The sequence below is a fragment of the Actinomadura mexicana genome (assembly GCF_900188105.1).
Classification (GTDB): Bacteria; Actinomycetota; Actinomycetes; order Streptosporangiales; family Streptosporangiaceae; genus Spirillospora; species Spirillospora mexicana.
In genome coordinates this window covers 158643-184262 of record NZ_FZNP01000009.1, presented here as the reverse complement: position 1 = coordinate 184262, position 25620 = coordinate 158643, and the positions used below count along the sequence as shown (strand labels likewise).

25 protein-coding genes are annotated in these 25620 nt (G+C 73.5%); 14 read left to right on the top strand and 11 right to left on the bottom strand.

The genetic code is table 11. The features are described 5' to 3' along the window. Positions 1 to 173 precede the first annotated feature (173 nt). Both CHC11_RS23860 and CHC11_RS23855 read right to left on the bottom strand, forming a co-directional pair. Entirely contained in the window at positions 174 to 617 is a 444-nt protein-coding gene (locus CHC11_RS23860; RefSeq protein ID WP_089314025.1) for a nitroreductase family deazaflavin-dependent oxidoreductase, read from the bottom strand. Beyond that, complete coding sequence (locus CHC11_RS23855; RefSeq protein ID WP_089314024.1) at positions 614 to 1063, bottom strand: DUF6069 family protein; 450 nt, start codon at positions 1061 to 1063, stop codon at positions 614 to 616. Before CHC11_RS23855 ends, CHC11_RS23860 begins: the two co-directional genes overlap by 4 nt. A gap of 120 nt (positions 1064 to 1183) precedes the next feature. Here CHC11_RS23855 and CHC11_RS23850 point away from each other — a divergent pair, with 120 nt between their 5' ends. Next, positions 1184 to 1681: a MarR family winged helix-turn-helix transcriptional regulator gene (locus CHC11_RS23850; RefSeq protein WP_089314023.1), complete on the top strand. Its 498-nt coding sequence runs from the start codon at positions 1184 to 1186 to the stop codon at positions 1679 to 1681. A 257-nt stretch (positions 1682 to 1938) separates the two neighbouring features. Continuing rightward, positions 1939 to 2754 (top strand): hypothetical protein, encoded by an 816-nt coding sequence (locus CHC11_RS23845; protein ID WP_089314022.1) that lies wholly within the window; start codon positions 1939 to 1941, stop codon positions 2752 to 2754. A 55-nt stretch (positions 2755 to 2809) separates the two neighbouring features. On the opposite strand, the gene CHC11_RS23840 is transcribed toward CHC11_RS23845, so the two are convergent. Further along, the gene (locus CHC11_RS23840; RefSeq protein ID WP_089314021.1) at positions 2810 to 3526 is read right to left on the bottom strand and encodes a winged helix-turn-helix transcriptional regulator; all 717 of its coding nucleotides are present in this window, start codon (positions 3524 to 3526) and stop codon (positions 2810 to 2812) included. A gap of 223 nt (positions 3527 to 3749) precedes the next feature. On the opposite strand from CHC11_RS23840, the gene CHC11_RS23835 reads away from it, so the two are divergent. The 9 genes from CHC11_RS23835 to CHC11_RS23800 all read left to right on the top strand — a co-directional run bounded on the left by CHC11_RS23835 (position 3750) and on the right by CHC11_RS23800 (position 8517). After that, positions 3750 to 4004 carry a MoaD/ThiS family protein gene (locus tag CHC11_RS23835; protein ID WP_089314020.1) on the top strand — a complete coding sequence of 85 codons (255 nt, stop codon included), beginning with the start codon at positions 3750 to 3752 and terminating at the stop codon, positions 4002 to 4004. Positions 4005 to 4128: 124 nt separating this feature from the next. Next, positions 4129 to 4839, top strand: coding sequence for an LmeA family phospholipid-binding protein (locus CHC11_RS23830; protein WP_089314019.1), 711 nt, complete (start codon positions 4129 to 4131; stop codon positions 4837 to 4839). A 46-nt stretch (positions 4840 to 4885) separates the two neighbouring features. Continuing rightward, a complete protein-coding gene (locus tag CHC11_RS23825; RefSeq protein ID WP_089314018.1) occupies positions 4886 to 5401 on the top strand; it encodes a sigma-70 family RNA polymerase sigma factor in 516 nt (171 codons plus the stop codon). Further along, entirely contained in the window at positions 5398 to 6135 is a 738-nt protein-coding gene (locus CHC11_RS23820; protein ID WP_089314017.1) for an anti-sigma factor family protein, read from the top strand. Before CHC11_RS23825 ends, CHC11_RS23820 begins: the two co-directional genes overlap by 4 nt. Before the next feature lie 223 nt (positions 6136 to 6358). Next, on the top strand, positions 6359 to 6646 hold the full coding sequence (locus CHC11_RS23815) for a TlpA family protein disulfide reductase (RefSeq protein ID WP_245919706.1): 288 nt from the start codon (positions 6359 to 6361) through the stop codon (positions 6644 to 6646). Positions 6647 to 6763: 117 nt separating this feature from the next. Then, a complete protein-coding gene (locus CHC11_RS43925) occupies positions 6764 to 6829 on the top strand; it encodes a putative leader peptide (RefSeq protein WP_353819285.1) in 66 nt (21 codons plus the stop codon). A 77-nt stretch (positions 6830 to 6906) separates the two neighbouring features. After that, on the top strand, positions 6907 to 7344 hold the full coding sequence (locus CHC11_RS23810; RefSeq protein WP_089314015.1) for a DUF4395 domain-containing protein: 438 nt from the start codon (positions 6907 to 6909) through the stop codon (positions 7342 to 7344). After that, entirely contained in the window at positions 7341 to 8180 is an 840-nt protein-coding gene (locus CHC11_RS23805) for a sulfurtransferase (RefSeq protein ID WP_089314014.1), read from the top strand. Before CHC11_RS23810 ends, CHC11_RS23805 begins: the two co-directional genes overlap by 4 nt. 28 nt (positions 8181 to 8208) lie before the next feature. Then, complete coding sequence (locus CHC11_RS23800; RefSeq protein WP_089314013.1) at positions 8209 to 8517, top strand: DUF1416 domain-containing protein; 309 nt, start codon at positions 8209 to 8211, stop codon at positions 8515 to 8517. Between the two features lie 155 nt (positions 8518 to 8672). On the opposite strand, the gene CHC11_RS23795 is transcribed toward CHC11_RS23800, so the two are convergent. Both CHC11_RS23795 and CHC11_RS23790 read right to left on the bottom strand, forming a co-directional pair. Then, positions 8673 to 9494 carry a hypothetical protein gene (locus CHC11_RS23795; RefSeq protein WP_143227219.1) on the bottom strand — a complete coding sequence of 274 codons (822 nt, stop codon included), beginning with the start codon at positions 9492 to 9494 and terminating at the stop codon, positions 8673 to 8675. Between the two features lie 194 nt (positions 9495 to 9688). Continuing rightward, entirely contained in the window at positions 9689 to 11116 is a 1428-nt protein-coding gene (locus tag CHC11_RS23790) for a DUF1266 domain-containing protein (RefSeq protein ID WP_089314011.1), read from the bottom strand. Positions 11117 to 11353: 237 nt separating this feature from the next. Here CHC11_RS23790 and CHC11_RS23785 point away from each other — a divergent pair, with 237 nt between their 5' ends. Further along, positions 11354 to 12787, top strand: coding sequence for an LCP family protein (locus CHC11_RS23785; protein WP_089314205.1), 1434 nt, complete (start codon positions 11354 to 11356; stop codon positions 12785 to 12787). A gap of 173 nt (positions 12788 to 12960) precedes the next feature. Then, on the top strand, positions 12961 to 13938 hold the full coding sequence (locus tag CHC11_RS23780) for a glycosyltransferase (protein WP_089314010.1): 978 nt from the start codon (positions 12961 to 12963) through the stop codon (positions 13936 to 13938). 53 nt (positions 13939 to 13991) lie between these two features. On the opposite strand, the gene CHC11_RS23775 is transcribed toward CHC11_RS23780, so the two are convergent. After that, positions 13992 to 17288, bottom strand: coding sequence for a beta propeller repeat protein (locus tag CHC11_RS23775; protein WP_143227218.1), 3297 nt, complete (start codon positions 17286 to 17288; stop codon positions 13992 to 13994). Positions 17289 to 17393: 105 nt separating this feature from the next. Continuing rightward, on the bottom strand, positions 17394 to 18887 hold the full coding sequence (locus tag CHC11_RS23770; RefSeq protein WP_179278968.1) for a sulfatase family protein: 1494 nt from the start codon (positions 18885 to 18887) through the stop codon (positions 17394 to 17396). Positions 18888 to 19041: 154 nt separating this feature from the next. On the opposite strand from CHC11_RS23770, the gene CHC11_RS40505 reads away from it, so the two are divergent. Further along, the gene (locus CHC11_RS40505; RefSeq protein WP_143227217.1) at positions 19042 to 20514 is read left to right on the top strand and encodes a family 43 glycosylhydrolase; all 1473 of its coding nucleotides are present in this window, start codon (positions 19042 to 19044) and stop codon (positions 20512 to 20514) included. Here the strand turns inward: CHC11_RS40505 and CHC11_RS23750 are convergent. The 4 genes from CHC11_RS23750 to CHC11_RS23735 are packed head-to-tail and all read right to left on the bottom strand — an operon-like array spanning position 20496 to position 25618. Beyond that, entirely contained in the window at positions 20496 to 22058 is a 1563-nt protein-coding gene (locus tag CHC11_RS23750) for a glycosyltransferase family 39 protein (RefSeq protein ID WP_089314005.1), read from the bottom strand. The genes CHC11_RS40505 and CHC11_RS23750 overlap by 19 nt on opposite strands. Beyond that, positions 22042 to 23040 (bottom strand): glycosyltransferase family 2 protein, encoded by a 999-nt coding sequence (locus CHC11_RS23745; protein WP_245919653.1) that lies wholly within the window; start codon positions 23038 to 23040, stop codon positions 22042 to 22044. The genes CHC11_RS23750 and CHC11_RS23745 overlap by 17 nt, the downstream gene beginning before the upstream one ends. Further along, positions 23037 to 24296 carry a hypothetical protein gene (locus CHC11_RS23740; RefSeq protein ID WP_143227216.1) on the bottom strand — a complete coding sequence of 420 codons (1260 nt, stop codon included), beginning with the start codon at positions 24294 to 24296 and terminating at the stop codon, positions 23037 to 23039. The genes CHC11_RS23745 and CHC11_RS23740 overlap by 4 nt, the downstream gene beginning before the upstream one ends. Further along, positions 24293 to 25618 (bottom strand): hypothetical protein, encoded by a 1326-nt coding sequence (locus CHC11_RS23735; RefSeq protein WP_089314003.1) that lies wholly within the window; start codon positions 25616 to 25618, stop codon positions 24293 to 24295. Before CHC11_RS23735 ends, CHC11_RS23740 begins: the two co-directional genes overlap by 4 nt. Between the last annotated feature and the right edge of the window lie 2 nt (positions 25619 to 25620).

Here is a 25620-nt window from a genome sequence, read left to right as displayed (position 1 = left end):
CCGGGGTGTACCGCTGGGACGTCCTGGGCCGCAAGGGGACGTCTCAGCGCGTCCCCATGCTGTCCCCCGGACGTCCCCCGGCGAAGCCCGGCGAAGCCCGGCGAGCATTCCCCCTGGGCCGACCTGCGGTGGTGCTCCGGTGGAATCGGCTGGTCGGCGGATGGCGGGCTGGGTCAGGGTGTGATGTCGTCCAGGATCACCACCGGAATGTCGCGTTCGGCGGTGGCCTGGTAGCTGTCGTAGAGGGGGAAGACCGAGGTCATCCGGGCCCAGAGCGGTGGCTTCTCCTGCGGGGCGGCGGTGCGGGCCCGTGCGGTGAAGGTGTCGGCTCCGAGTTGCACGCTCACGTGCGGGTGCGCGGTGAGGTTGAGGTACCAGGCGGGGGGCTGGACGGCTCCGGCGTTGGAGGCCACCAGCAGGTACCGGCCCTCGTCCCGGCCGTAGATCAGCGCGGTGCGGCGCAGCCTGCCGGACCGGCGGCCTCGCGTCGTGAGCAGCAGCGTCGGCCAGCCCTGGTAGAGGTGGCCCTGGACGCCGTCGGTTTCGAGGTAGGCGCGGATGTGGTCGGCGACCCACGGGGTGGGGCTGTCGAGGATCTCGTCCTCGGGCTCCGTCATCGCCTGCTCCCCGTGTCGGCGCGGCGCAGCGTGGCCGTCCGCCAGAAGACGGGGATGAGAACGGCTCCGACGGCCACATGGGTGAGGGCGAGCACCGCCTTGCTACCGCCGGAGGCCTGCACGCTGATGACGGGCAGGAACGACACCGCGAGCAGGGTCAGGGCGGCGGCCGTCCAGATCCGGGCCGCCAGCGGCGTCACCCGCTCCAGCGCGGCCAGCAGTGCCCAGCCGAGCAGCGACGGGGCGAGCGCGAAGCCGCCGATGGCGGCCGCCCCCAGGTCCCGCGGCTCCTGTCCCTTCTGCTGGACGACCAGGTCGTGGCCAAGCAGCGGTTCCCCGACCGCCCAGATCGCCAGCGCGGCCGCGACCGCACCCGCCACGGCGAGTGCCCGCGCACGACGTGGACTCCTGAGGCCGGCGCGCCCGCCCGTGCTGGTGTGCGTCATCGCCCTATCTCCTTCAGCTGCTCGATAGTTCAGGTCCTGAAGTTTTGCTCCGGCCGGAGCGTAGCATTTACTTCAGGAGCTGAACAGTTCAGTGGCTCAAGTGACGGCTATGCTGGGCGCATGAGTCCTCAGGCCGACACCGACACCGACACCGGAACCGGTGCCGGTACCGACGCGGATGCGGATGAGGTCGTGGCCGAGCTGAGCGGCCTGGTCTTCGAGGTCACCGGGCGGCTGCGCGCCCAGTTCAACGCCGCCGCGGCGGAACTCGGCCTTCCGCCGGCCCAGGCGCTCGTCCTGACCAACCTGTCCGGCCCCGCCCCCATGCGCCGGCTGGCCGACTGGCTGTCATGCGAGCCCTCGAACGTCACCGGCATCGTCGACGGCCTGGAACGCCGCGGCCTGGTGATCCGCCGGCCCACCCCGGGCGACCGCCGCGTCAAGCACGTGGTACTTACCGAAGCCGGCGAGCACAAGCGACGGGAGTTGCGCTTCAGCGTCCACGCGCTGGCCCGGACGATCTTCGAACTGCCCGGCCCCGACCAGAAGCACCTCCGTGACCTGCTGGCACGCGTCCTGTCCGGCCCACCGGCAGGCACAGACCCACAGTCCGGCTGACCTGCCGAGGCGTCGCCTCCTGCTGATCGCCGTCGGCCTCGAACCCTGGAAGGCCGATCGTCCAGGCCCGCCGGGCTGCCGAGCACTCCGGCCTCAGAGCCGTGCGGGGCTTCCTCTCCCGCCTCGGTGATCTACCAGCGTTTCGCCGTCTCGGGTCGGCCGGTCGCGCTCCAGGTGGACCGGGCGAGCGTGTTCGGGAACCAGTCCGGTTCCCCAAGCGTCGGACGGCCGGAAAACGTCCGACGAGAAGGAGCGCCGTGTTCGACCAAGTCTCCACCGACGTACCGCCCCCCGACGAACTCTGGGCCCAGGGCGTGGTCAAAGCCATGATGGCCCCCTACCTCGACGACTGCTCCGGACAGGTCCATGTGGACGCCGGCAGCCTGCGCACCGAGGACATCGGGAACGGCTACTGGGCCCTGCGGTGGGTGGAGGGCGGCCGGGCGCTGCTGTACGGCTACGACAACGAGGTCTCCGACACGCACATCCAGGACCTTCCCGTCGACCTGCTCGCCGGGGGCCCGGCGTGGCTGCCCTGGGGGTGGCTCCAGGACCTGCTGGTGAACGAGGACTACTCCGTGGCCTTCCTGCGCTGGTGGGACGGCTCCTGGGGCGGCCCCCCGCTCCCCGAACACGTGGACGACGGGCTGTCCGTCATCCTGGCCGACGGGGCCGAGCGCATGGACGAGTTCATCGAGGGGGACGGCTCCCCGTCAGCGCTGGCCTACGAAGACCTGCTGCACGCGGTGACCGCCGGGAACGTCGAGCGCGCCGCCGTCGAAGCGCTGCTCGCGGCACTGGACGTGGAGGACGCCGACCCGCGCGAAGCGCTCGATGTGGCCGCCCGGGCGGGTGTCACCGGAGAAGAGGGGCTGGTGGAACTGCCTGCCGGCCACGGCGAACCGTCCGACCGCTGGGTCCCGGTGTTCTACCACGACCACCTGCCCGCGGTGACGGCCATGGCGGAGCGCGAGGGCATCGAGATCGACGAGCTTCCCGGCTCCGAGCCGCCCACCCTGAAGGCGCCGCCCCGCTTCTGCTTCAACGGCACGCACGAGCCGTCCGGGTCCTGATCGCCCGTCGTCGGGGGCGGTTCCTCGGCGGCCTCGCCGGTGGGGGCCGGCCGGGTCAGGCGCGGGCGGGGGTCTTCTCCTCGGCGTCGCCCGGGCGGTGGTCGGGGACGAAGCGGTAGCCGACGTTGCGGACGGTGCCGATCAGGGACTCGTACTCGGCGCCGAGCTTGGCGCGGAGGCGGCGGACGTGGACGTCGACCGTGCGGGTGCCGCCGAAGTAGTCGTAGCCCCAGACCTCCTGGAGGAGCTGGGCCCGGGTGAAGACGCGGCCCGGGTGCTGGGCCAGGTACTTCAGCAGTTCGAACTCCTTGAACGTCAGGTCGAGGACGCGGCCGCGGAGGCGGGCGGTGTAGGTGGCCTCGTCGATCGTGAGGTCGCCGCTGCGGATCTCGCCAGGGACGTCGTCGGCCTCCGCGCCCGCCGCGGCCCGTCCGACGGCCAGGCGGAGGCGCGCCTCGACCTCGGCGGGGCCGGCGGTCTGGAGCAGCACGTCGTCCAGGCCCCACTCGGAGCTCAGGGCGGCGAGCCCGCCCTCGGTGACGATCGCGAGCAGCGGGCAGTCGAGTCCGGTGGTGCGCAGCAGGCGGCACAGGCCCTTGGCCTGGACCAGTTCGCGGCGGGCGTCCACCAGGACGACGTCGGCCGGTGGCGCGTCGATGAGCGCGGACCCCTCGGCGGGCGCGACGCGCACGGAGTGCAGCAGAAGTCCCAGCGCCGGAAGGACCTCGTCAGAGGGCTCCAACGCGTTGGTCAGCAAGAGCAAGCTGCTCAAGTGCCGCCTCCCGTCCCTGAAAAGACGTAGGACCCAGGCGGCCCATCCTCAAGACCGGCGCACGGCCGGCGGCTCGAAGACGAGGCGGCCATGCAGGGCCTTGCGGATGAACTCCATGGCCTCGTCGCCCGGATCCCTCACCCCTGAGCATAACCGAGGTGCGTCCATCGGCCAGGGCGCGACCTGGCCGGACCGTGTCAGCGGGAGATGAGAGCCTGTACCCATGGCCAAGGGAACGATGCGGTACTGGGCGGCCGCCAAGGCCGCGGCGGGGACGCATGAGGAGCCGTACGACGCGGCGACGCTGGCGGACGCGGTCGCCGCAGCCGGGGACGGGCGCGGCGACGAGTTCGCCCGGGTCGTCGGGCGGAGTTCCTTCCTGGTCGACGGGGATCCGGTCGGGACGCGGCCGCACGCGTCGGTGGCGCTGCCGGAGGGCGGGGTCGTGGAGGTGCTGCCGCCCTTCGCAGGTGGTTGATCTCACAGTTGATCTCACAGCGGGGTGACCTCCCGGGCTCCGAGGTCATTCTCCGGAGCGACCCGTTCTGGGCGGTTTGTTCACTATTGTGTGGCGAACGCTTGCCGCAGGCCTAAGGAGACACATGCGGAAAGTACTGCTGGTCCTGCTGATCCTCGTGGCCGCGGGGCTGGTCGCCGCGGACCGGCTTGGGGTCAGGGTCGCCGAGGACAAGATCGGCGAGCAGGTGGCCGCGCAGTACAACCTGCAGGAGCGGCCGGACGTCACGATCCACGGCATCCCGTTCCTGACGCAGGCGGTCGGCGGCGAGTACAAGCACATCGAGGTGGCCATCGGTGACTGGACGCAGCAGGGCGTGACCGTCACCGGCGTCAAGGTCGACATGCGGGGCGTCGACGCGCCGCTGTCGGAGGTCACCAAGGGCGGCGCCGCCGACGTGACCGCGCGCACCGCGACCGCCTCGGCCGTCGTCCCCTACGACGTGATCCAGAAGCAGGCGCCCAAGGAGGTCAGGCGGATCGGGCCGAAGGGCGACGACCTGTCGGTCGACCTGACCGGGAACGTCCTCGGTTTCCCGGTGAACGGCACCGCGGTCGTGGAGGTCGAGCCGACCGCCAAGGGCATCGCGATCACGCCCGTGTCGGTGGGGTCGAACGGCGCCGCGCAGATCCCGCTGGCGCTGGTGAAGCGGCAGCTCACGTGGGTGGTGCCCGTCTCCGACCTGCCAGTCGGGTCGCGGATCAGCAAGATCCAGCCCACGCCCGAGGGGCTGCGCGTGGCGGCGACCGCCCAGAACGTCAGGCTGAACGATCTCCAGGCGCCCGCGCAGAAGTAATCGCGGAACCCCTGAACCGGTCCGGGGGAGCGTACGTGACAGTGGTGTGGGACCGACCGCCGACGAGGGGCTGCTTCGCGCCCTGTACAGCGAGCACGGGGGCGCCCTCCTCGGCTACGTCCTGCGGCTGACCGGAGGAGACCGAACCCAGGCAGAGGACGTCGTGCAGGAGACGCTGCTGCGCGCATGGAAGCACCCGGAGGCGCTGGCGGGGCGCCCCGTCCGGCCGTGGCTGTTCACGGTCGCGCGGAACCTCGTCGTGGACGCGCACCGCGCCAGGCGGGCCCGGCCGCCGGAGACGGGCATCGACGAGCACGTCCTGATGACCGCCGACGGCTCCGACGACATCGACCGGGCGCTGGAGTCCTGGACGGTCGCCGAGGCGCTGGCCGGGCTCAGCCCGCCGCACCGGGCCGTCCTGGTCGAGACCTTCTACCGGGGCCGGTCGGTGGCGGAGGCGTCGAAGACGCTGGGCATCCCGCCCGGCACGGTGAAGTCCCGCACGTACTACGCGCTGCGGGCACTGAAACTCGCGCTGGAGGAGCGGGGGCTGGCGCCATGACCGACTGCACGGAGGCGCGCACCGCGCTCGGGTCCTACGTGCTCGGCGCGCTCGATCCCGGCGAGCGGAGCCGGCTGGAGGCCCATCTGGAGGACTGCCCGGCCTGCCGCGACGAGCTCGCCGGGATGGCCGGCCTCCCCGCGCTGCTCGGACGGGTCGACGAGGCGCAGCTCGAACGGGTCGCCGAGCCGCCGCCCGAACTGCTGGACGGGCTGCTGGCCAGGGCGGCCGGACGGCGGAGGGGACGGCCCGGACCGCTGGGGCGCCTGGCCGGCGGGCGGGCCGCGGGGTGGGCCCCGTCGGCCGCCGCCGCGTGCCTGCTGCTGATCGTCGGGGGCCTGTTCGGGAGCCTGCTGTTCCCCTCGCGGACCGGCGGGACGGGCGGCCCGGTCGCCGGGCCGCCGCCGTCCGCGTCGTCGCCCGCGCCGGTGGTGACGGGGGAGCGGATCACCGCGACGGACCCCGAGTCCGCCGTCAAGGGCTACGTGGTGCTCCACCGGAAGGAGTGGGGGACCGAGGTGGAGCTGCACCTGGCCGGGGTCCCGAAGGGGTCGCACTGCCGGCTGCTGGTGATCGCGCGGGACGGACGCAGGGACGCGCTCGGCAGCTGGTACGTCCCGTACGACGAGGGCTACGGTGAGTACCGCGGGTCCACGATGTTCCCGCGCGGCCAGCTGTTCTCGTTCGAGATCGTCGGCCTGGACGGGCGGCCCCTCCTCACGATCCCCACCTGACCGGGGCGAGCGGCGGGCGAAGGCCGGGCGGAGGACACGACGGGCCGCGGGAAGAATGCGCAGGCCCGGGAGGTTGTAGCCGACGATGATCGGAGCATTGACCGCAGCGGGCGTCCTCCTCGCGGCCACGGTGTTCGGCCTGGTGAGGCGGCGCCGTGACGGCGTGCTGCGCGCCCGGCGCAAGGAGGGCGAGCAGGTGGGCGAGACCGTCGGCCCGGACGACATGGGCGCCGAGCTCGGCGAGAAGGCCACGCTGCTGCAGTTCTCCAGCGCCTTCTGCGCGCCGTGCCGGGCCACCCGCCGCGTCCTCGGCGAGGTGAGCCGGATGGTGGAGGGCGTCGTCCATGTCGAACTCGACGCGGAGGCGCATCTCGATCTCGTCCGGCGGCTGAACGTCGTGCGGACGCCGACCGTCCTCGTCCTGGACGCCGCCGGCCGCGTCGTCCGGCGCGCCGCCGGCGCGCCCCGCAAACCCGATGTCATCGCCGCTCTCGGGGAGGCCATCAGATGAGCCGCAGCCTCTTGACCTGCGCTAAGACGAATGTCACTGTCTCGCAAGGCGAGACGGATGTGACAGCCCGTGGATTGTCGGCTTAACATCGTGTCCGTGCGTTACTGGACAGAGCAGATGCTCACGAAGCGCCGCGCGGTGGACTTCTGCCGCGTGGCCGCCTCGCTCTGTCGCATGGCCTGAGGCATCGAGCCCGTCCGCCCCCGAGCATTTCTCCTTCTAGCTCGTACGCACGCTTCCACTCCGCCAGGAGCACCCCGATGCAGGTCGATCCGCGTGGGCCGCGCTTCGGCGCCTATGTCACCACGGCCGTCCTCGTCGTGGTTCTGGTCACCGGAAGCTGGGCACTGCTCGCCGCTCAGGCCGTCGTGTTCGCCACCGCGACCTTCCTCGGCCTCCGGTACGCCCCGTACGGACTGGTGTTCAAAGTGCTCGTCCGTCCCCGTCTCGCTCCGCCCAGGGAACTGGAGGACGAGGCCCCGCCCCGCTTCGCGCAGGGGGTCGGGTTCGCCTTCGCCCTCCTGGGCACGGTCGGGTACACGACGGGGACCACCTGGCTCGGCATCGGTGCCACCGCCCTCGCGCTGGCGGCGGCGTTCCTGAACGCGGCGTTCGGGTTCTGCCTCGGCTGCGAGCTGTATCCGCTCTTCCGCCGCATCACCGCGAAAGTCCGCTCCGAAGGGAAGGTTCCCGCATGAGCCGCTCAGACGTCCTGGTGGACACCGACTGGGTCGAGGCCCACCTTGACGACCCCGGGCTCGTGCTCGTCGAGGTCGACGAGGACGTGTCCGCCTACGACAAGGGCCACATCCGTGGCGCCGTGAAGATCGACTGGAAGACCGAGCTGCAGGACCCGGTCCGCCGCGACTTCGTCGACAGGACCGGCTTCGAGCAGCTGCTGTCGAGCAAGGGCATCGCGAACGACGACCTCGTCATCCTGTACGGCGGGAACAACAACTGGTTCGCCGCGTACGCGTACTGGTACTTCAAGCTGTACGGCCACGACAAGGTGAAGCTCCTCGACGGCGGCCGCAAGAAGTGGGAGCTGGACTCCCGCGAGCTGGTCAAGGACGTCCCGAGCCGTCCCGCGACCGAGTACACGGCCAAGGAGCAGGACCTGTCGATCCGCGCCTTCCGCGACGAGGTCGTCGACGCGATCGGCAAGCAGAACCTGATCGACGTCCGCTCGCCCGACGAGTTCAGCGGCAAGCTGCTCGCCCCGGCGCACCTGCCGCAGGAGCAGTCGCAGCGCGCCGGCCACGTGCCGACCGCGGCCAGCATCCCGTGGTCGAAGGCGGCCAACGACGACGGCACGTTCAAGTCCGACGAGGAGCTCCGCGCCCTCTACACCGAGGCCGGGGTCGACCTGAACAAGGACACCATCGCCTACTGCCGCATCGGCGAGCGCTCCTCGCACACGTGGTTCGCGCTGCGCGAGCTGCTGGGCCTGGAGAACGTGAAGAACTACGACGGTTCGTGGACCGAGTACGGCTCGCTCGTCGGCGTGCCGATCGAGCTCGGCGCAGGCAAGTAAGTCCCGCAGCACCACACTTGGAGGAACCATGACCCAGGGCTGCGCAGCGCCCGAGCAGACGGCGCACCTTCCGGCGACCGTCGACCTGACCAACGAGGCCGTCATCCAGGGGACCGTCACGCGTGACGGCGTCCCGGTGTCGAGCGCCTACGCCCGCCTGCTCGACTCGTCCGGCGAGTTCACCGCCGAGGTGGTGACGGGCGAGGAGGGCGTGTTCCGCTTCTTCGCCGCCGACGGCGCCTGGACCGTCCGCGTCCTGGCGGCCGGCGGTGTGAGCGTCGACACCGGCGTCACCGCGAAGACCGGCGAGGTCGCCGGCCTCGAAGTCACGATCTGACCCGCACCGGGTCTCTGAACCCCGCCGTCCCCGACCCGGGACGGCGGGGTTCGTCCGTTGACGGGCTCTTCGTGATCGAAGGTGTGACCGGGGGCCGTGGCGCCCGGCGACCCCGCCGGGGCGGCCGGCGGGGTCGCCGGCCGCCCCGCCCGGGATCAGTTGCTCCAGAGCAGCGTGTTGGTGACCTCGACGCCGAGTTCCCCGGCGGTGGCGAAGACGCTGCCCGTGCGGTCGCCCGTCGGGCCGCCGCTGGACCAGTACGACTGGGCGTAGATGACCGTGGACCCCTGCGCCCAGGTCCGCGTCCAGTACGCGGGGTCGGCCTTCGGCTGCGGAAGACCGCTGGCGTCCGACGGGGTCAGCAGCTTCGGCCAGCCCTCCTGGTTCGTGTAGGCCTTGACGAGGGACGCGTCCGTCGAGGTGGCGAACTTCAGGATCGAGACCGAGGTGATGATCTGCTTGGACGGGCTGGCGTAGACGGCCGAGTGCATGCTCCCGACGCACGGGTGCCGGCGCAGCGCGGGCAGCAGCACGGAGTTCGCGCGGGTGGTGCACGACTCGGTGCGGGTCCCCGCCTGCGTGAACACGTTGCCCTTCGCCGTGGTGATCGTCCGCTTCAGGACGCCGGCCGGGTCGCCCGTCCCGCCGATGGAGCTGGTGGGGGAGGGCCCGGTCGTCGGCTCCGTCGTGGAGCCGTAGGACGGGATGCGCGTCGTGGACGGCAGCGACACCGGCCGGACCGGGTCGTCGTCATCGCCACCGAAGACGAGGACGGCGCACGTGCCCACGACGGCCACCACCAGGACCGCGCCGACGACGAGCAGCCACACGAGCGTGCCGCCGCCGCCGCGCCGCGGGGGCGGGTAGGGGGGCGGGAAGCCGGGGCCGCCGGGCATCGGGGGCGGGCCGGGGTGTGCGGCAGGCGGCGGGAAGCCCGGCCGACCGGGCTGCTGGCCGGGCCAAGGTGGGGGGTTCATGGTCGCTCCGGGCGGTTCACGTGCGGGATGCCGACTGAGATCGGGCCAGACTACGGGAGGTGAATGGTGATTTCATGGCAGATTTCCCATATACAGATGACCGCGCCGACACAACCGTTCCGCGGCAAGGCTTCCGAGGGTGTGAGATATAGATCACGCACCCGGCCCCGTTGCGGCGGGCGAGGAGTCCCGGACTAGGCCCAGTCGCGGGTGAGGTCCAGGTCCCAGGGGACGAGGTTCCACGGGCTGCGGGGCTCGGCGGCGAGCTCCTCGATGAGCTGCTCGTACTCGGCCTGCGCCTTGCCGCCGCCGCCCGACCAGAGCAGGCGCCCCTGCAGGTAGCAGGTCGCCATGTCCCGCCAGGACGTGTACCGCCGCTGGATGTCGAGCGCGAGCGGGAGCATCCGGTCCCAGCAGTACTCCTCGGTCAGCCAGCCGACGATGTGGCCCCACCGGTAGAGCATGAGCGCGCGCCCGTAGTCCCAGATCAGGAACCGTCCGACGTTGGCGCGCAGCGCCGGGTCGGCGAGGGCCTCCAACCGGTGCAGCTCCTCCGTCGCGTGGTTGCGGTCGTTGAATAGCTGGTGGAGGAACAGCGCCAGCTCGGCGCCCTCCTCGCTCGCGTCCGCCCCCGGCTCGTCGCGCAGCAGCGGCGGGACGAGCCGCGCGTACGAGCCGCCCTCGTCCCCGTACCGGACGCGGACCAGTTCGATCAGCCGCTCGACGAACGGGGGCTCCAGCCGGTCGCCGGCGATGAGGGCGTCGACCTCGCGCAGCAGCGACTCGTACTCACGCCGCGCGGCGGGGGGCCGGCCGGCGAGGTGCGCGTCCTGCGTGAAGTCGGCGCGGTGCCCGTCCTGGACGAGCCAGTTGACGGCGCCGAGGAGCTGCTCCAGGTCGTAGGCGCCCCAGGGGTCCTGGAGCAGGTCCTGGGCGGCGCGGCGGTCGGCGGCCGCGGCGGACGCGCCGGCCGCGGCGCCGAGCCGGTCCACCCGGAACCCGTTGACGGCGCCGTAGGGGGCGCCGGCCGCGATGATCCAGCGCTGCACCGGGGTGAGGTCGCTGCCGTGGGTGAGGACGCCGTGCAGGTCGGGCGTGGAGATCAGCTCCCAGAGCCGCCGCTGGAACTCCTCGGCCTGCCGCTCCTCGCTGCCGAAGAACCCGGCGAGCTGCTTGCGCAGCGACGGGTGCCGGACGTAGAGGCGCCGGAAGAACCGGCCGTTCTTCCACACCAGGTGCTCGGGGCGCAGGTCGCCGAAGGGGATCCGCGTCCGCCGGTGGACCATCGCCTGCTCGGCGAACCGCAGTTCCAGGTCCGACCAGAGACCGGCCAGCGGGGTGAAGCGCAGCAGCAGGACGAACCCGGCCACCAGGGCCAGCAGGACGGCGCCGGGGGCCAGCGCCCACCGCGCCTGGTCCTGGAACCCGGTCAGGGACAGGACGGCACCGGTCAGCAGCAGCGACACGCCGCCCGCGCCGAAGCCGAGGAACCAGCCGGTCGTGAGGATGAGGGACCCCTCGATGCGCAGGACCGCCTCCTCGTCGTCGAACTCGAACGACCCCTCGGCGAGCGTCCCCTCGACGGCCCGCTCAAGCGCGTTGAGCTGACCGGCCTCTTCCATGGGCAGGACCGTACAGCATCCCTTACGGGTAGATCATCTACCTCGTGCCCCGTATGCGGCGGCCAGGGCGCGGAAAGCCGCTTTGGGCTGCGGCGTTCCGTCCCGAGGCATCCTGGCGGCGCGGTGGGGAGCCCGTGTCAGGCGATGATCCCGAGCCCGCGGGCCGGGCGGCCGCCGGCGTCCCTCTTTCTCGCGACGCCCCCTGGCACATGTCCAATCTGTGCTGAAATGTTCCGGATGCAGCCAGCCGTCGCGCCACCGCCCGTGTACTACGCGGACAGCGCCCCGCCGCCACCGGAGCCGCCGGTGCGGGGGCGCCTGTGGCGCATGCTCGGCTGGGTGTCGATCGGGCTGTCGGTCGTGCTGGTGGCGGGCAGCCTCACCGCCTACGGTTTCTGGCGGCGGCTCGACGGCCAGATCGACCGCGAGAACGTCGACGGCAGGCTCGGCGAGCACCGGCCGCCCAAGCTGAACAACTCGCTGAACATCCTGATGATGGGCTCCGACAGCCGCGCCGGTGAGAACGCCCGGTACGGCACCGAGGCCGGGCAGCGCTCCGACACCACGATCCTGCTGCACATCTCGCCCGGCGGGGAGAGCGCCATCGGCGTCAGCTTCCCGCGCGACTCGATGGTGCAGATGCCGCCCTGCAAGCGCCGGAACGGCACGACCGTCCCGGCCCAGTTCGGGATGATCAACGCGGCGTTCTCCAACGGCGGCCCGGCCTGCACCTGGCGGACGATCGAGTCGCTCACCAAGATCCATATCGACCACTACGTCGAGGTCGACTTCGCCGGGTTCAAGCGGGTCGTGGACGCGCTCGGCGGCGTGGAGATCTGCGTCCCCAGGCGGATCGACGACCCCAAGGCCGAGCTGCACCTCAGGGCCGGCCGGCAGACCGTCCGCGGCGACCAGGCCCTCGGCTACGTCCGCACCCGCTACGTCCTCGGCGACGGCTCCGACCTCGACCGGATCAAGCGGCAGCAGGCGTTCATGGCCTCGGTCGTCAAGAAGGCGACCGGCAAGGGCATGCTCACCGACCCCGGCCGCACCTACGACTTCCTGTCCGCCGCCACCAGGTCCATCAGGGCGGACGACGGGCTCACGCTGTCGGTGATGCAGAAGCTCGCCGGATCCCTGGGCGGGATGAGCGCCGGGAAGGTCCGCTTCGTCACCGTTCCCGTGGAGGCGTTCCCGCAGGACAGGAACCGCGTCCAGTTCGCGCAGGCCGCCGCCGAGCCGCTGTTCCGGGCCATCCGGGAGGACAACAAGCTTCCGCAGCCGGAGCCCGTGGCCGCGCAGAACAAGGTCCAGCCCGTCCCGCCCGCGCAGGTCAGGCTCGGCGTCTACAACGCCTCCGGCACCGGCGGCCTCGCGCAGCGGACCGCCGACCAGCTCGCCGAGCGCGGCTTCCAGGTCGTCAAGGTCGGCACCGCCAAGAAGGTCTTCCCCCACACCCAGATCCTCTACGGGACGGGCGCCGAGCGGCAGGCCGCCCGCGTGGCGATCGCGGTGCCCGGCCACCGGTCGCGCCCGTGGGCGTCCGCCCGACCCGGCTACGTCTACCTGGTCGTCGGCCGGGACGGTGCCACCCTGCGGGGGCTGGGCCCGATGGTCCCGAAGATGGCGGGGGAGATCCGCGCCGACCGTGATATCTGCGCACAGACCTGATTCTGCGCTCAAACCTGATGTAGGCGTCTCTCACCGGTATCTTGGCCCGCGCAAACCATCAACCGCTTCAAAGCGTCCCATCTAGGACGGCGACCCCTCATCCCCCGACCAGGCCCGCCGACCCGCCCCCGCACGGGCGCCTCACGGCCGCCACGCTTTCCCGGAACGGACGCATGCAGCCCGAACCCTTCACCCTGCTGATGACCGTCTACGGCGGTGATCGGGAAGAGCATGTCCGGGACGCCTTCCGCAGCGCCGTCCACCTGCAGACCCTCCGCCCCGACCAGGTCGTCCTCGTCCAGGACGGGCCCGTCCCGCCCGCTCTCGCGTCCGTCCTGCGCGAGCTCGTGAGGATCAGCCCGGTCGAGGTCACGTTCGTCCACCTGGAGCACAACCGCGGCCTCGGCCCCGCCCTCGACGCCGGCCTGCACGCCGCCCGGTACGACATCGTCGCCCGCATGGACGCCGACGACTACTCGATGCCGCACCGCTTCCAGACGCAGGTCCCGCTGGTCCGCGCGGGCGCCGACCTCGTGGGCGCGGGCCTGCTGGAGTTCGGCTCCGACATCACCGACATCGTCGGCCGCCGCACCCCGCCGAGCGACCCCGCCGACATCGCGCGCTACTCCCGCCTGCACGACCCGTTCAACCACCCCACGGTCGTCTACCGGCGCAGCGCCGTCGTCGCAGCGGGCGGCTACGGCGACCTCCCCCTGATGGAGGACTACTGGCTGTTCGTCCGCATGATCGCGGGCGGCGCGCGGATGGTGAACGTCGCCGATCCCCTCGTCTACTACCGCGTCGGCGACGGCGCCTACGAGCGCCGCGGCGGCCGCGACCTGCTGCGATCGGAACTGCGGCTGCAGCGCGAGATGCTCCGCGAGGGTTTCATCTCCCAGCCCCAGTACTGGCGCAACGTCATGGTCCGCGGCGGCTACCGCCTCGTCCCCACCCTGATCCGCAAACCCTTCTACCGCGCGGTCGTCGCCCCCTACGGCGCCCGCCGCAACCGCTTGCGCGACCGCGGCAGGGCCCGCACGGCGGCCCCCGGCCCCGCGATCCCCTACGTCCCCCGCCACGCGCGCCGGGCGGAGGACGGGCACCAGCGGCTGCCCGGCCTGGACACCGCCCCGCCGCAACCGGAGAAGTAGCGCGGGGCGGCGCGCGGGTTCACCGCACGGCCCGGGTCACCGCACGGCCCGGGTCACGGGACGGGTCGGCTCCACAGGACGGGCTGGACGCCGCCCGAGCCGGCGCTGCGGCCCACCCCGAGCAGCGTGTTCCCGAAGGCGGCGAGGCCGGTGACCTCCTGGTCGCCGACGCCGCCGAGACCGGTGCCGCCGGGCGTGGACGCCTGCCAGGAAGAGCCGTCCGCGGACGTCCACGACACCACGTCGGTCGCGCCCGCGCGCCCGGTGGTGCCGGTCGCCGCGAAGCCCTTCGGGGTCGCGGCCAGCGCTGTGACGCCGACGGTCGTGCCGCCGCTCGGCGACTCCAGCGGACGCCACGTCCTGCCGGCGTCGGTGGACACGTAGCCGAGCCAGTCGAGGCCCTTGGGGGTCGCGGCGAGTCCGGCGGCCACGAGCGTGTCGCCCTTGGCGGCGACATGGGTGAGGTGGCCTTCCCTCACTCCGGCCCCGGGGAGCGGGAGTTCCTGAAGCGTCCAGCGCTTGCCGTCCGGCGACAGCCACACCGACGGGTGGTTGCCCTTGCCGTTCCGGCTGCCGCCGACGGCGGCGTACCCGAACGACCCTGACGTGACGTCCAGCGTCCAGCGGCTCGCGGCCTTGGTGCCCGCCATCATCTTCGGATCCGCGCCGGCGCCCCGCGCCCAGTTCTTCAGGTCGGACGAGTACCAGGTCGTGACCGAGTAGCCCTGCGTGCCGACGACGACGTAACCGGCGGAGCCGGCCGCCGCGGCGTAGGTGACCGGCGCGCCCTGCTTGTTCGCCGCGAACGCGGGCGCGGTGTCGGCGGCCTGCCACGTCGCGCCGTCCTTGGAGGTGACGACGAGCGGGCGGCGCGGCGCGGACTGGTCGTAGCCGACCGCCAGCCAGCCGGCGCGGCCGGCGGCGACGTCGTCGAGCCGCTGCGGGCCGGGCCGGGTGAACGCGGCGCCGAGCCCCTGCGCGGCCTTCCAGGACGCGCCGTCCTGCGACGACCAGACGGCGGCGTCGCCGCTCGCGCTGCCCACCGCGACCGCCAGGCCGTCGGTCGCGGTCACGGCGCGCACCGCATGGTCGGGCCGGACGGCACCGGGGATCTTCGCCAGGTCGACGGGGACCGCGGCGCCGCCCGCGTCCCACACGCCGAGCATCGGGTCCAGGTCGCCGCCGCCGGGCTCGCGGCCGACGAGCACCGTCTGGCCGCCGGCCGCCGCGGCCCCCAGCACCTCCCGGCCCTCCTTCGACTCGGCGGAGCCGGCCGCCTTCCAGGCGGCGCCGTCCGCGCTGCGCGCGAGCAGCACGTCCCCGCCCCGGACGACGACGGCCGTGAAGCCCCGGCCGTCGGAGACGATCCCGTTCGTGCGCTGGTAGCCGGCCGGTTCCAGCTTCCCGGTCTTGGTCCACGACCTGCCGTCCTTGGACGTGAAGGCCTGGCCGAAGAGCTTCCCGGACGCCGACATCTCGCGCATCGCCAGGAACCCCGACCCGCCGCCGCCGCCGACCATCAGGCCGCGGCTGCCCTTGGGCGCCGGCACCTCGGACGACGACCACGTCCGGCCGGCGTCGTCGGAACGCCAGACCTTCCGGTAGGGGCCCGGCTTCTTGGAGTCGGGCGTGATGAGCCCCTCCAGCAGGATCACATCGCCGCTCGCCGCGGCCTCGACCAGGGAGAGATCGCCGTTCTGGACCTGCAAACCGATCTGGTCGTCGACCCGCGCCTCCCACCGGCGCCCGTCGCTCGACAGCCACACCGCCGGACGCGCGTCGCTGAAGTCGCCCTTGGGGGAGTTCTCGCCGACGGCGAGGAACCCGCCGCCGGTGCCGACGATCCGGTTCACCCGGTCGTGCGGGCCGAAGACGTCGCCGACGGCGTCGGGCTGGCGGCGCCACTCCTTGCCGTCCTTGCTGGTCCACACGGCGCCGCCGCCGTCGGCCCGGCTGCCGACGGCGACCCAGCCGCGGCGCGACGCGCCGACCGCCTCGGGGACCCCGCCGGGCGGCGCCATGCCGCCGTCGGTGTCCTGCTGGTCGACCGATTCGAAGGTGCGTCCGCCGTCCGTCGAGACCAGGAACAGGCCGCGGGAGTCCTGCGGGTCGGTCTCGCCGCCGACCGCGACCACCGTCGAGCCGCGCGCCGCGACGCCGGTGACCTGCTGGTCGCGGCCGTCGGTGCGGGCCGCGGCGTCCACCGGGAACAGCGCGCCGGCGAGCTTGGCGCCCGCGCCGCCGCCGTCGTCATCGTCTCCGCCGATCAGGCCGGGCACGACCAGCACGCCCGCGGCGACCAGCGCCACGGCGGCCAGGCCGCCCGCGCCGATGAGCAGCGGCTTCTTGATGCTCCTGCGGGGACCCTTCGAGCCGTGCGGCCCTCCGGTGCGCCACGGCTCCTCGATCGCCGGCGGGGGCGCCATCGGGTGGACGGGCTCCGGCCCGGGGGGCGGGGCCGGGATCTGCTGCGCCCACGGGAACGGCTCCGCCGCCGGAGGGGTCCGCGGGGCCGGGGGAGTCTGCGCGCCCGGTATCTCCTGCGCCCAGGGGAACGGCTCGTGGGACGGACGCGCGGGAGCGCCGGGGATCTCCTGCGCGAACGGGAACGGCTCGTGGGACGGGGGGCTCTGCGAGGGCGACGGCTGCGGAGGCGCGGGCTGCGGATGGGCGGCCTGCGGGGGCGCGGGCGGCGGGGGCGCGGGCGGCAGCTTCTCGATGCGGGTGACGTCCGCCATGTCCTGCCCGTAGGAGGGGGGCGGCTGGGTGGGGATCTCGGTCCTCGTCACGTCCGCCATCTCCTGCCCGTAGGGGGAGGGCGGCAGGGTGGGGAGCTCTGTCCTCGTCACGTCCGCCGCGTCCTGCCCGTACGGGAAGGGCGGCGGCGCGGGGATGTCGGTGGACGTGGCCGGAGCGTCCGCGACGGGAGCGGGCAGGACGGGAGAGGCGGCTGCCTCCTCGCCCGCGCCGCCCCCTCCGGCGGTCTCTCCGGCGGTCTCTCCGGCGGTCTCTCCGGCGGTCTCCGCGGGCCGGTCGGCCGCGGACTTCTGCCTCCTCGGCAGGATCATCGTCTGGTTGATGTTGGGGTCCATGACGGTGCGGTCCGCCATGTCCGCTTCCGGATCGTCCTCGGGGGAGTCCTCGGGGAAGTCCTCGGGCGCGTCGCCGTCGTCGGGATCGTCCTCGGAAACGTCGTCGAGGTCGTCCTCCGGGTCGTCCGCGGGGAGCAGCGGGCCGGACGAGGCGTCCTGGTCGTCCAGCCAGCCCGTCAGGGGAGGCGTCTGCGCCGGCCGTCCGGGTTCTGGACGCTCACCCTCGTGGTCGTCATCCGGCATTCCGGTTGGAGTCACGCCCTCTCCCAGCTTCCGGTCACTCTGCACGTCTCACCCTGCACATCGCCCTGGCGCGTCCGCAGTCGTCAGCGATGATAGCGGCGCATAAAGGACGGAACTTCGTCACCTGCTCCGGCCGGCGGGAGTACAGCCGGAGCCGGTGCAGTGGGTCAGCGCGTACAGGAGGTCGGACAGGTGGCGCCGCCGCTGTTCCGGCAGCCCGGCGGCGATGTTGTCCAGCTCGTGCGGATCGCGTGCCCGGTCGTAGTACTCGCTCTCGCCGCCGGTGTACTCCACGTACAGCATGTCGTCGGTGCGGATCGCGTTGTAGGTGGTCGGGGAGCCGGGCGCCGAGTCCTGCCGGTCGGGGTCGAGCGGGGACGGCGGCGGCTTGACGTGCTCGACCAGCGCCGACTCGCGCCAGCCCGCCGGGGCGGCGCCGAGCAGGAACGGGACGAGCGAGCGGCCGTCGGTCGTCGCCGGCGGGCGCACGCCCGCCAGTTCCTGGAACGTCGGGGCCAGGTCGGTGTTCTGCGCGATCTCGCGGACCCGGCGCCCGGCGGGGACCCCCGGTCCGACGACGACGTAGGGCACCCGGATGTCGGTGTCGAAGGCGGTCATCTTTCCGCCGGCCAGCCTGTGCTCGCCCAGATGGAAGCCGTTGTCGGAGCCGAACACCAGGTAGGTGTCGCGGTCGAGGCCGCGCTCCTTCAGCGCCGTCCGGATGCGGCCGACCATCTCGTCGACCGACTGCACCATCCGCACCCGGTCGCGGAAGCCGTCGTCGATGCGGCGGATCCCCGGCCTGCGCAGCTGCGGGTGCGACCGCAGCCAGGACGGCTTGTCGCGGATGTCGGCCTCGTTGAACGACGGCGGCCGGGGCGCCGTCAGGCCGCCAAACAGTGCGGCGTGGCGCGGCGCGGGCACGAACGGACCGTGCGGCGCGAACGTCGCGATCTCCATGAAGAACGGCTGCCCGGATCCAGCGGACCGCTTGACGAACTCGACGCCCTTGTTCGCCAGTACGTCGGTCAGGTAGTCCTGGGGCCGGGCGCCGTAGTGGACGAGCCGGCCGTTCTCGTTCAGGTTGTAGTTGTACTCGGGATAGCCGTTGCCGCTGACGTGCCACTCGTTCCATCCCGGCGGCACGTACGGCTTGGTGTCGCCCTGGGTGTCGTTGGGCTGGTAGCCGTTCATGTACTTGCCGAGCAGCGCCGTCCGGTAGCCGGCCTTCTGCAGGGACGGGGCGAACGACGCCTGCTCGCCGCCCTTGTCCTTGAAGACCTCGTAGCCGCCGTCGGGCGGGAAGTTCGTGCGGACTCCGGTGTTGTGCGGGTACCGGCCGGTGAAGATCGTGGCGCGCGAGGTGCAGCAGAGCGAGTCGGCCATGATGAAGTCGTCGAAGGTGAGCCCGTCCCGCTGCATCCGCAGCACCTGCGGCATGTGCGCGAGGAGGTTCCAGGACAGGTCGTCGGTGAGGACGAACACGATGTTCGGCTTTCCCGGAGCCTTCGTCGCCTCCGGCGCGGAACGCTCCTCCGGCTGGAGGAGGCAGCCGCTCGCCCCGAGGACGGCCAGCAGGCACAGCACGGCCGCCAGCCGCCGGTGTCGGATCAACGTCCGTGTCCCCTCCGTGTCGGGCGTCCCCTCCGTGAAGAGCGTGCCCCTTCCGTGACGAGACCGCCGGGCAAGCGTAACGATCCGGGCGCCGGCCGCGCATGCGGCGCCCGTTGGCCGTCCCGCCCCGGTTGTTGGCATGATGCGGGGTGCCATGAGGTGGACGAACCGGGACCCGCGGGCGCTCGCACCGCTGCTGCCGCTGGTCGCGGGGGCCGCGATCAGCGCCCTGGTCGCGCTCGTCGTCTGGCTGGCCGTGACGGTGGCCCCGCCGTCCGGCGGGGCGGGCGGCCGCCCTTCGACCGGTCCCGCCCGGACCGGCCCGGGCGCGCCGCCGCCGAGCCCGGCGGGCTCCCCGGCGGCGATCGACCCGCCCGGCTACTCGCCCGCCGAACCGGTCATCGACGGATCCTTCGCCGACCCCACCGTGATCAGGGTGGCGGGGACGTACTTCGCCTACGGCACCAACAACGCGGACGCGACGATGCCCGTCGCGACGGCCCCGTCGCCGACCGGGCCCTGGAAGGCGGTGCCCGGCGACGGCCTGGCCCGGCTCCCGGCATGGGCCGCCGGAGGCTGGACCTGGGCACCCGAGGTCGTCCCGCCGCGCGAGGCGTCGGGCACGTACCTGCTGTACTTCTCCGCGCGCCGCAAGGACGGCGCCGAGCAGTGCATCGGGGTCGCGACCGCGTCCTCGCCCGCGGGGCCGTTCGTCCCGCAGGAGGGCGAGCCGCTGATCTGCCCGCTGGACCTCGGCGGCGCGATCGACCCCGCGTCCTACATCGAGCAGGACGGCGCCCGCTACCTGCTCTACAAGACCGACGACCAGAGGACGGCCGCGATCCACCTGGTCAGGCTGAGCCCGGACGGGCTGCGCCCGGCCGGCCCGGCGAAGCAGATCATGGGGCGCGCGGCGGACGAGCCCGTCCTGGTGGAGGCGCCCGACCTGGTCCGGCGCGGCGGGAAGTACGTGCTGCTGTACTCGGCGGGCTGGTACTTCAAGTCGAACTACCAGACGCGCTACGCGGTGGCCTCGTCGATCGAGGGGCCGTACGCCAAGGGCGGCCCCGTCCAGTCCACCGGCCTGTACGGCGGGAAGGTCGAAGGGCCGGGCAGCGCGGACGTGTTCGGCGACGACACCGGCGACTACCTCGTCTTCCACGGCATCCTCGACTACCGCGGCGGCTCCAGGGTGACCCGCGGCATGTACGTCGCCCGCCTCGGCTGGGACGGCGCACGGCCCGCCGTCCGGGGCGTCCCCGTGCGGTACGAGGCGGAGCGGGGGCGGCTGAACGGCTGCGTCTCGGCGCTGGGGCGGCCCCACGCGTCCGGCGGAGCGGCGGTCGGCCCCTTCGCACGCGACGACTGCCGCGTCGAGGTGCCCGTGTTCGCGCCCACCGCCGGGAGCTACTCGGTCGGTACCCGGTACGCCAACCGCTCCGGGCGCGACTCCGACCTGGAGATGTCGGTGAACGGCTACGCCGCGACGTCCGTGCGGCTGCGCGCCACGGCGGGCGCCGGCTGGGCGTCCGTCACGGCGACGGTGGAGATGGCCGCGGGCTGGAACACGATCGGCCTGCGCCGCCTGGACGGCCAGGGGCAGGTCGACTACCTGGAACTGCGGTAGGGGCCCGTCCGCTCGAACAGGACGAGCCGGCCGCCCCTGTAGTGCCAGGTCCCGGCCGTCCGCCACGGCCCGGCGGACTGCACCGCACGCTCCCGCCGTTCGATGACCGGCCCGTGGGGGTCGAGGGACCGGTGGTCCATCACCCACACCCGGTCCGCCCGGGCGAGCCTCGGCGGAAGCTCGCGGGGGAGCAGGTCGCGGCCCTTGAGGTTGGCGGCGGCCACCGGGTCCGTGCTCACGCCGGCGTCGCGCAACCGTCCGAAGGCGTCGGGATAGGCGGCGGCGCTCCACCGGACGCTCCCCGCGAGGTAGACGATGGCGTCCCCGGGCCGGGCGTGCGCGCGGACGACGTCGGCGGCCGCGCGCATGTCGTCGGGGCGGCTGTCCTGGCGGCGGATGTTGTCGTGGGCCCGGAGGGACGGGACGGCGAGCGCCGCCGCGGCGGCGGCCACCAGCACGGCGCGGGCGGCGGCCAGCGGTGCGGGGCGGGCGGTGAAGCGGCGGGCGAGGGTGAACAGCCCGGCCAGGCCGGCGCCGGCGAGCAGCGCGACCGCGGGCAGGCAGTAGGTCGTGTACCGGTAGTAGAAGACCGGGTCCGTCACGCTGGAGACGAGGAGCAGCAGCACGGTCGGCGCGAGCGCCCAGGGCAGCGCGACGGCGGGCAGGGAGGCCGTGCGATGCGGGAGGGAGGCGCGACCGAGGACGCTCGCCACCACGCCGAACAAGGCGAGCGCCACGACCGGCGCGACGAGCGCGCGATCCCCGGCCAGGAACTGGAGTTGCGTCCACGCGACGTCCCACGACGGCCGGGGAAGCCACTTCACCTGGCGTTTCTGGTCCTGCGCCGCCAGCGCCAGCACCACGAGCGGGACCGTGGCCACCGCCGCGGACGCCAGCCAGCGCAGCCACACCCCGGCCTTGGGACGGGTCAGCAGAACGGTCACGCCGTGCGCCGCGAGCAGCAGGGCTCCGTCCAGGTGCAGGAACCCCAGCACCGCGACCGCGGGGGCGTAGCCCGCGAACCACCGCCACCGGCGTTCCTCGTCCCGGTCGAGGGCCCGCACGAGCAGGTAGGTGGCCAGCACCGCGACCGCCGCCGTCATGGCGTAGGAGCGCGCCTCCTGCGCCCACCGGCTCGTCTGCGGACCGGCGGCCCACACCAGCCCGGCCGCGAGCCCGGCCGGCGGTCCGAGGCAGCGCCGGCCGATGACGGCGAGGCCCGCGGCGGCCGCCGCCATGGCGAGCGCGCTGGGCAGCCGCAACGCGAGCGCGCCCGTCCCGAACACCGCCACCCACGGCTTCATGACCATGTAGTAGAGGGCGTGCACGAGGTCCAGGTGCGGGAAGACGCGCAGCATGTCGCCGTACGACCGCGCCGTCATGCTGACGGTGGCGGCCTCGTCCAGCCACAGCGACGGGGAGCCGATGCCGACGAGCGCCACGGCGAGCGTCAGCGCGGCGCAGGCGAGCGGGGGCAGCGGCCCGGCGAGCCGGCGGCCGGCGTGCGCGGTGCCGTCCGGCGGGCGGCTAGCCGCCGCGACCATGACCCCGGCCGCCGGGAGGCGGTTCGACTTCGGTCTCCGGCAGGGCCCCGGTCTCCCGCAGGATCGCGGCGGTCGGCCTCGGGCGGGTGAGCAGACCGTCCTTCACGCCGCGGACCAGTGCTCGGCGCAGCACCGCGCGATCGGAGGAGCCGGCGAACGTGCGGGCCCAGCGCCGCGCCGTCGACCCCGCGTACAGCGCGCGTTCCGGCGGTGCGAGCCCGCGGCTCCCGGTGAACAGCCAGATCTTGTTGCGCACCTCGTAGAAGAAGCGGTCGCCCGGGTCCGCGTCCGTCCCGCCGAACTCTCTGGTCTTGTGCACCACGACGCTGCCGGGGCAGAGCAGCCCGCGGCGCCCGCGCAGCAGCCGCGTCGTGAACTCGAAGTCGTCGTTCCAGAGGAAGTAGTCGGCGACCGGCAGCCCGCGCTCGCGCACCGCCGCCGCGTCCACCAGCGCCGACACGAAGGACGCGGACCGGATCGGCACGCAGCCCGCCGCGCGCGCGAGCCTCGACTCGGCGGCCGTCACCCGCGGCTTGGGGCGGGGGGTGTTCATCGGATGGTCCCGGCCGTCGGTCCACACGACCCGGCTCGCCACGAGCACGGGCGGCCCGTCCTCCCCGGTCGCGGCCTCCTGCCGCGCGTCCAGCAGGGCTCGGAGGGCCTCCGGCTCGGGCACGGTGTCGTCGTCCAGCAGCCAGAGCAGCTCGGCGCCGCCGCCCATCGCCCGGGCCATGCCGGCGCTGAACCCGCCGGCCCCGCCGATGTTGCGGGGCAGGGCGAGCAGGTCCGCGCCCGGGAACCGCTCGGCGACCATCGCGGCGGTGCCGTCGGCGGACGCGTTGTCGACCACGATGATCCGGTCCGGGGGGCGCGTCTGGGCGCCGAGCGCGGTCAGGGCCTCGCCGAGCAGGTCGCGACGGTTGTAGGTGACGACGACCGCGGTGACGGACGGCCGGCCGCGGCTCAGCGGGCCCCGGTTCACGGGTTGCGCCTGCCCGCGGCCCGGCGGGCGGCGCGCTGCAACGCCGGCGACGGCGAGGCGGCGGTCTCCATGAGCCGGTCCAGGTTCTCCTTCACGCCCGTCATCTCGCTGTGCAGGTGGGCGAGGCCGACGCGTTCGCGCGCCAGCGACAGCTCCTCCAGCAGGTGCGCCACCACCCCGACGGACGCGGTCGCGATCAGCTCCTCCGGGACGTCGCCGGGAAGCATCGCGGCCTCCGGGGCCCGGGACGTGGTCAGCTCGTCCAGGTCGCCGGCCACGTCGTAGCCGGAGGCGCGCAGCGACTCGGCCAGCTCGCGGGTCCGGTGCGCCGCCCAGGCGGCGTGCCGGGCGGGCAGCCCCATCCGGGTGCGGGCCGTGTCGGCCGTTCCGCCGGCGAGCCGCGGGGATCCTTCGCGCCCGACGAGACCGCGCCCGACGAGACCGTGACCGACGAGACCGTTCCCGAGCAGGTGGTCCTGGACCATGCGCTCGTAGTCGCCGCCCAGCGCCGGGCCCATCCTCTCGTTCAGGCGGCGGAGCAGCTCCGCCTCGATCGCCGACAGCGGCTCGTCTCCGGGGATGCCGCCGAGGTCGCACACCCCGTCCTCGACGCCGACCAGGGTCCGGAACCTGTCCCACATCACGCCGGCGCGGCCGCCGGGCGGCGGCAGCGTGAGGACGTGGACGCGTTCCCGCGGCACCGCCGACCCCCAGGCCCGCAGCACCCGCACCGGGTCGTGCAGGCCCCAGAACATCTCCCCGTAGGGTTCCGGCGCGTCGATCCCGAGCGCGACGAGATCGTCGACGAAGCGCTCGAAGGTGATGGTGTGCGCGTGGCGGATCTGCTCCTGCCAGTCGAGGATCAGTTGCCAGCCCAGGTCGCGGGTGGCGAGGACCACGTGCACCTCGGCCGGCTCCAGCGCCGAGACGGCCCGCTTGACCTGCTGTTCGGTCGCTCCGCCCAGCAGAGGCTGGGAGAAGACGACCGTGGGGCCGTCCCAGTCGCGGGCGCGCCGCACGACGCGGTCCCAGGCGCCCTCCCAGGCCGGGTCCCGGTGGCCGCCCCAGCTCATCTCGCGCAGGTCCATCACGGCCGCGAAGTGCTCCTGCGGCCCGGTGACCGGGTAGCAGACGCCGGTGTCGCCCAGCCGCCGCCGGTTGCTCCACAGCGCTCGGTGCAGGAAGGCCGCCTCGGCCGTCGGTGCCCCGACATGCAGATAGACGGACTTACCCGGGTCCCCCATGCGGGCGCTCACCTCGTTCTCGTCTCGGCGTCGGGCCGTTCCGTCCCGCCCTGGATCCTGCGGTAGGCGCCGCGCAGCCGGAGCGCCGCCGGGTAGCGCTCCCGCGCCGTGCGTTTGGCCCGCTCGACGAACGGAGCGGCGTCCTGGACGAGCCGGTCCGTCGAGTCGAGCAGGTCGGCCGCTCCCGCGCGCAGCATGTCGATCTGGTCGCGGACGGGGAGGGCGGCGCCGGGCACCGCCTCGGTCCGCTCCCGGCTCTCCCGGACGCGCGGCAGCAGCGCCGCGACGGCGTCGAGGCCCACGTCCGCCATCTCCGCCCAGCGGGCCTCGTCGGGCGGCGGCGCGGGCGCCGTCCCGAGCGCGGCGCCGGACGCGGCCGAGGGCATCAGCTCGTACAGGTCGCCCGCCACGTCATAGCCCGCCGCGCGCAGCGCCTCGACGGTCTCGACGGCCCGTTCGGTGGCCCACGGAACGTGCTCGCGGGGCAGTTCGATCCTGACCGGATACGGACGCCCGGCCATCACCTGCTGCGCGAGGAAGAGCTTGACGTCCTCGTTGTAGGCGTGCCAGCCGACGCGGTCACCGAGCGTCTCGTTGAGGCGCAGGAGGAACTGCGTCTCGCTCAGCCCGAGCGACGGGTTGGCGAACGTCCGGGACAGGTCGTAGTCGTCCGGGGCGAGGCCGGTGGCCGCGCAGAAACGCCGCCAGAGCAGGTCGCGGGGTGCGCCGGGTCTCGGGAGGGTGACGACGTGGACCCGCTCGGGGGGCAGGTCCTCGCCCCAGCGGCCGAGCACCGCGACCGGGTCCTGGAGGCCCCAGAACAGCCGCGCGCTCTCGTAGGCGTGCCAGTCCTGCCGCCGCAGCGACGTCACGAACTCGGTGAACGAGGTCGTGAAGCGGTTCTTGACGTCCTCCTGCCAGTGCGCCGGGATCTGCCGGCCGAGGTCGCGGACGGTGAAGACCACGTGGACGTCGGCGAAGTCGAGGTCGGCCATGGCCTGGCGGATCCACCGCGGCCGGGCGGGCGCGAACAGCTCCTGCGAGATGACCACGTCGCCGGGCCAGTCGCGGGCCTCGGCGACGAGCTCGTGCCACGCGCCCCGCGTCGCGGGGTCGGACGCCTCGCGGAAGAACGTCCGCCGCAGGTCGAACGCGGCGCGGACGTGCGCGGCCTGGTCCCGGCCCGGGTAGAGGACGCCGTGCTCGCGCAGCCGGTCACGGTTGTGCCACAGCACGTGCTGGAGGAACGTCGTGCCGCTCTTGGCGGCCCCGACGTGCAGGAAGATCGCTGGGCGCGCGCTGTGCGCCGCACTGCCGGGAGTGGGTGGGGCCACCG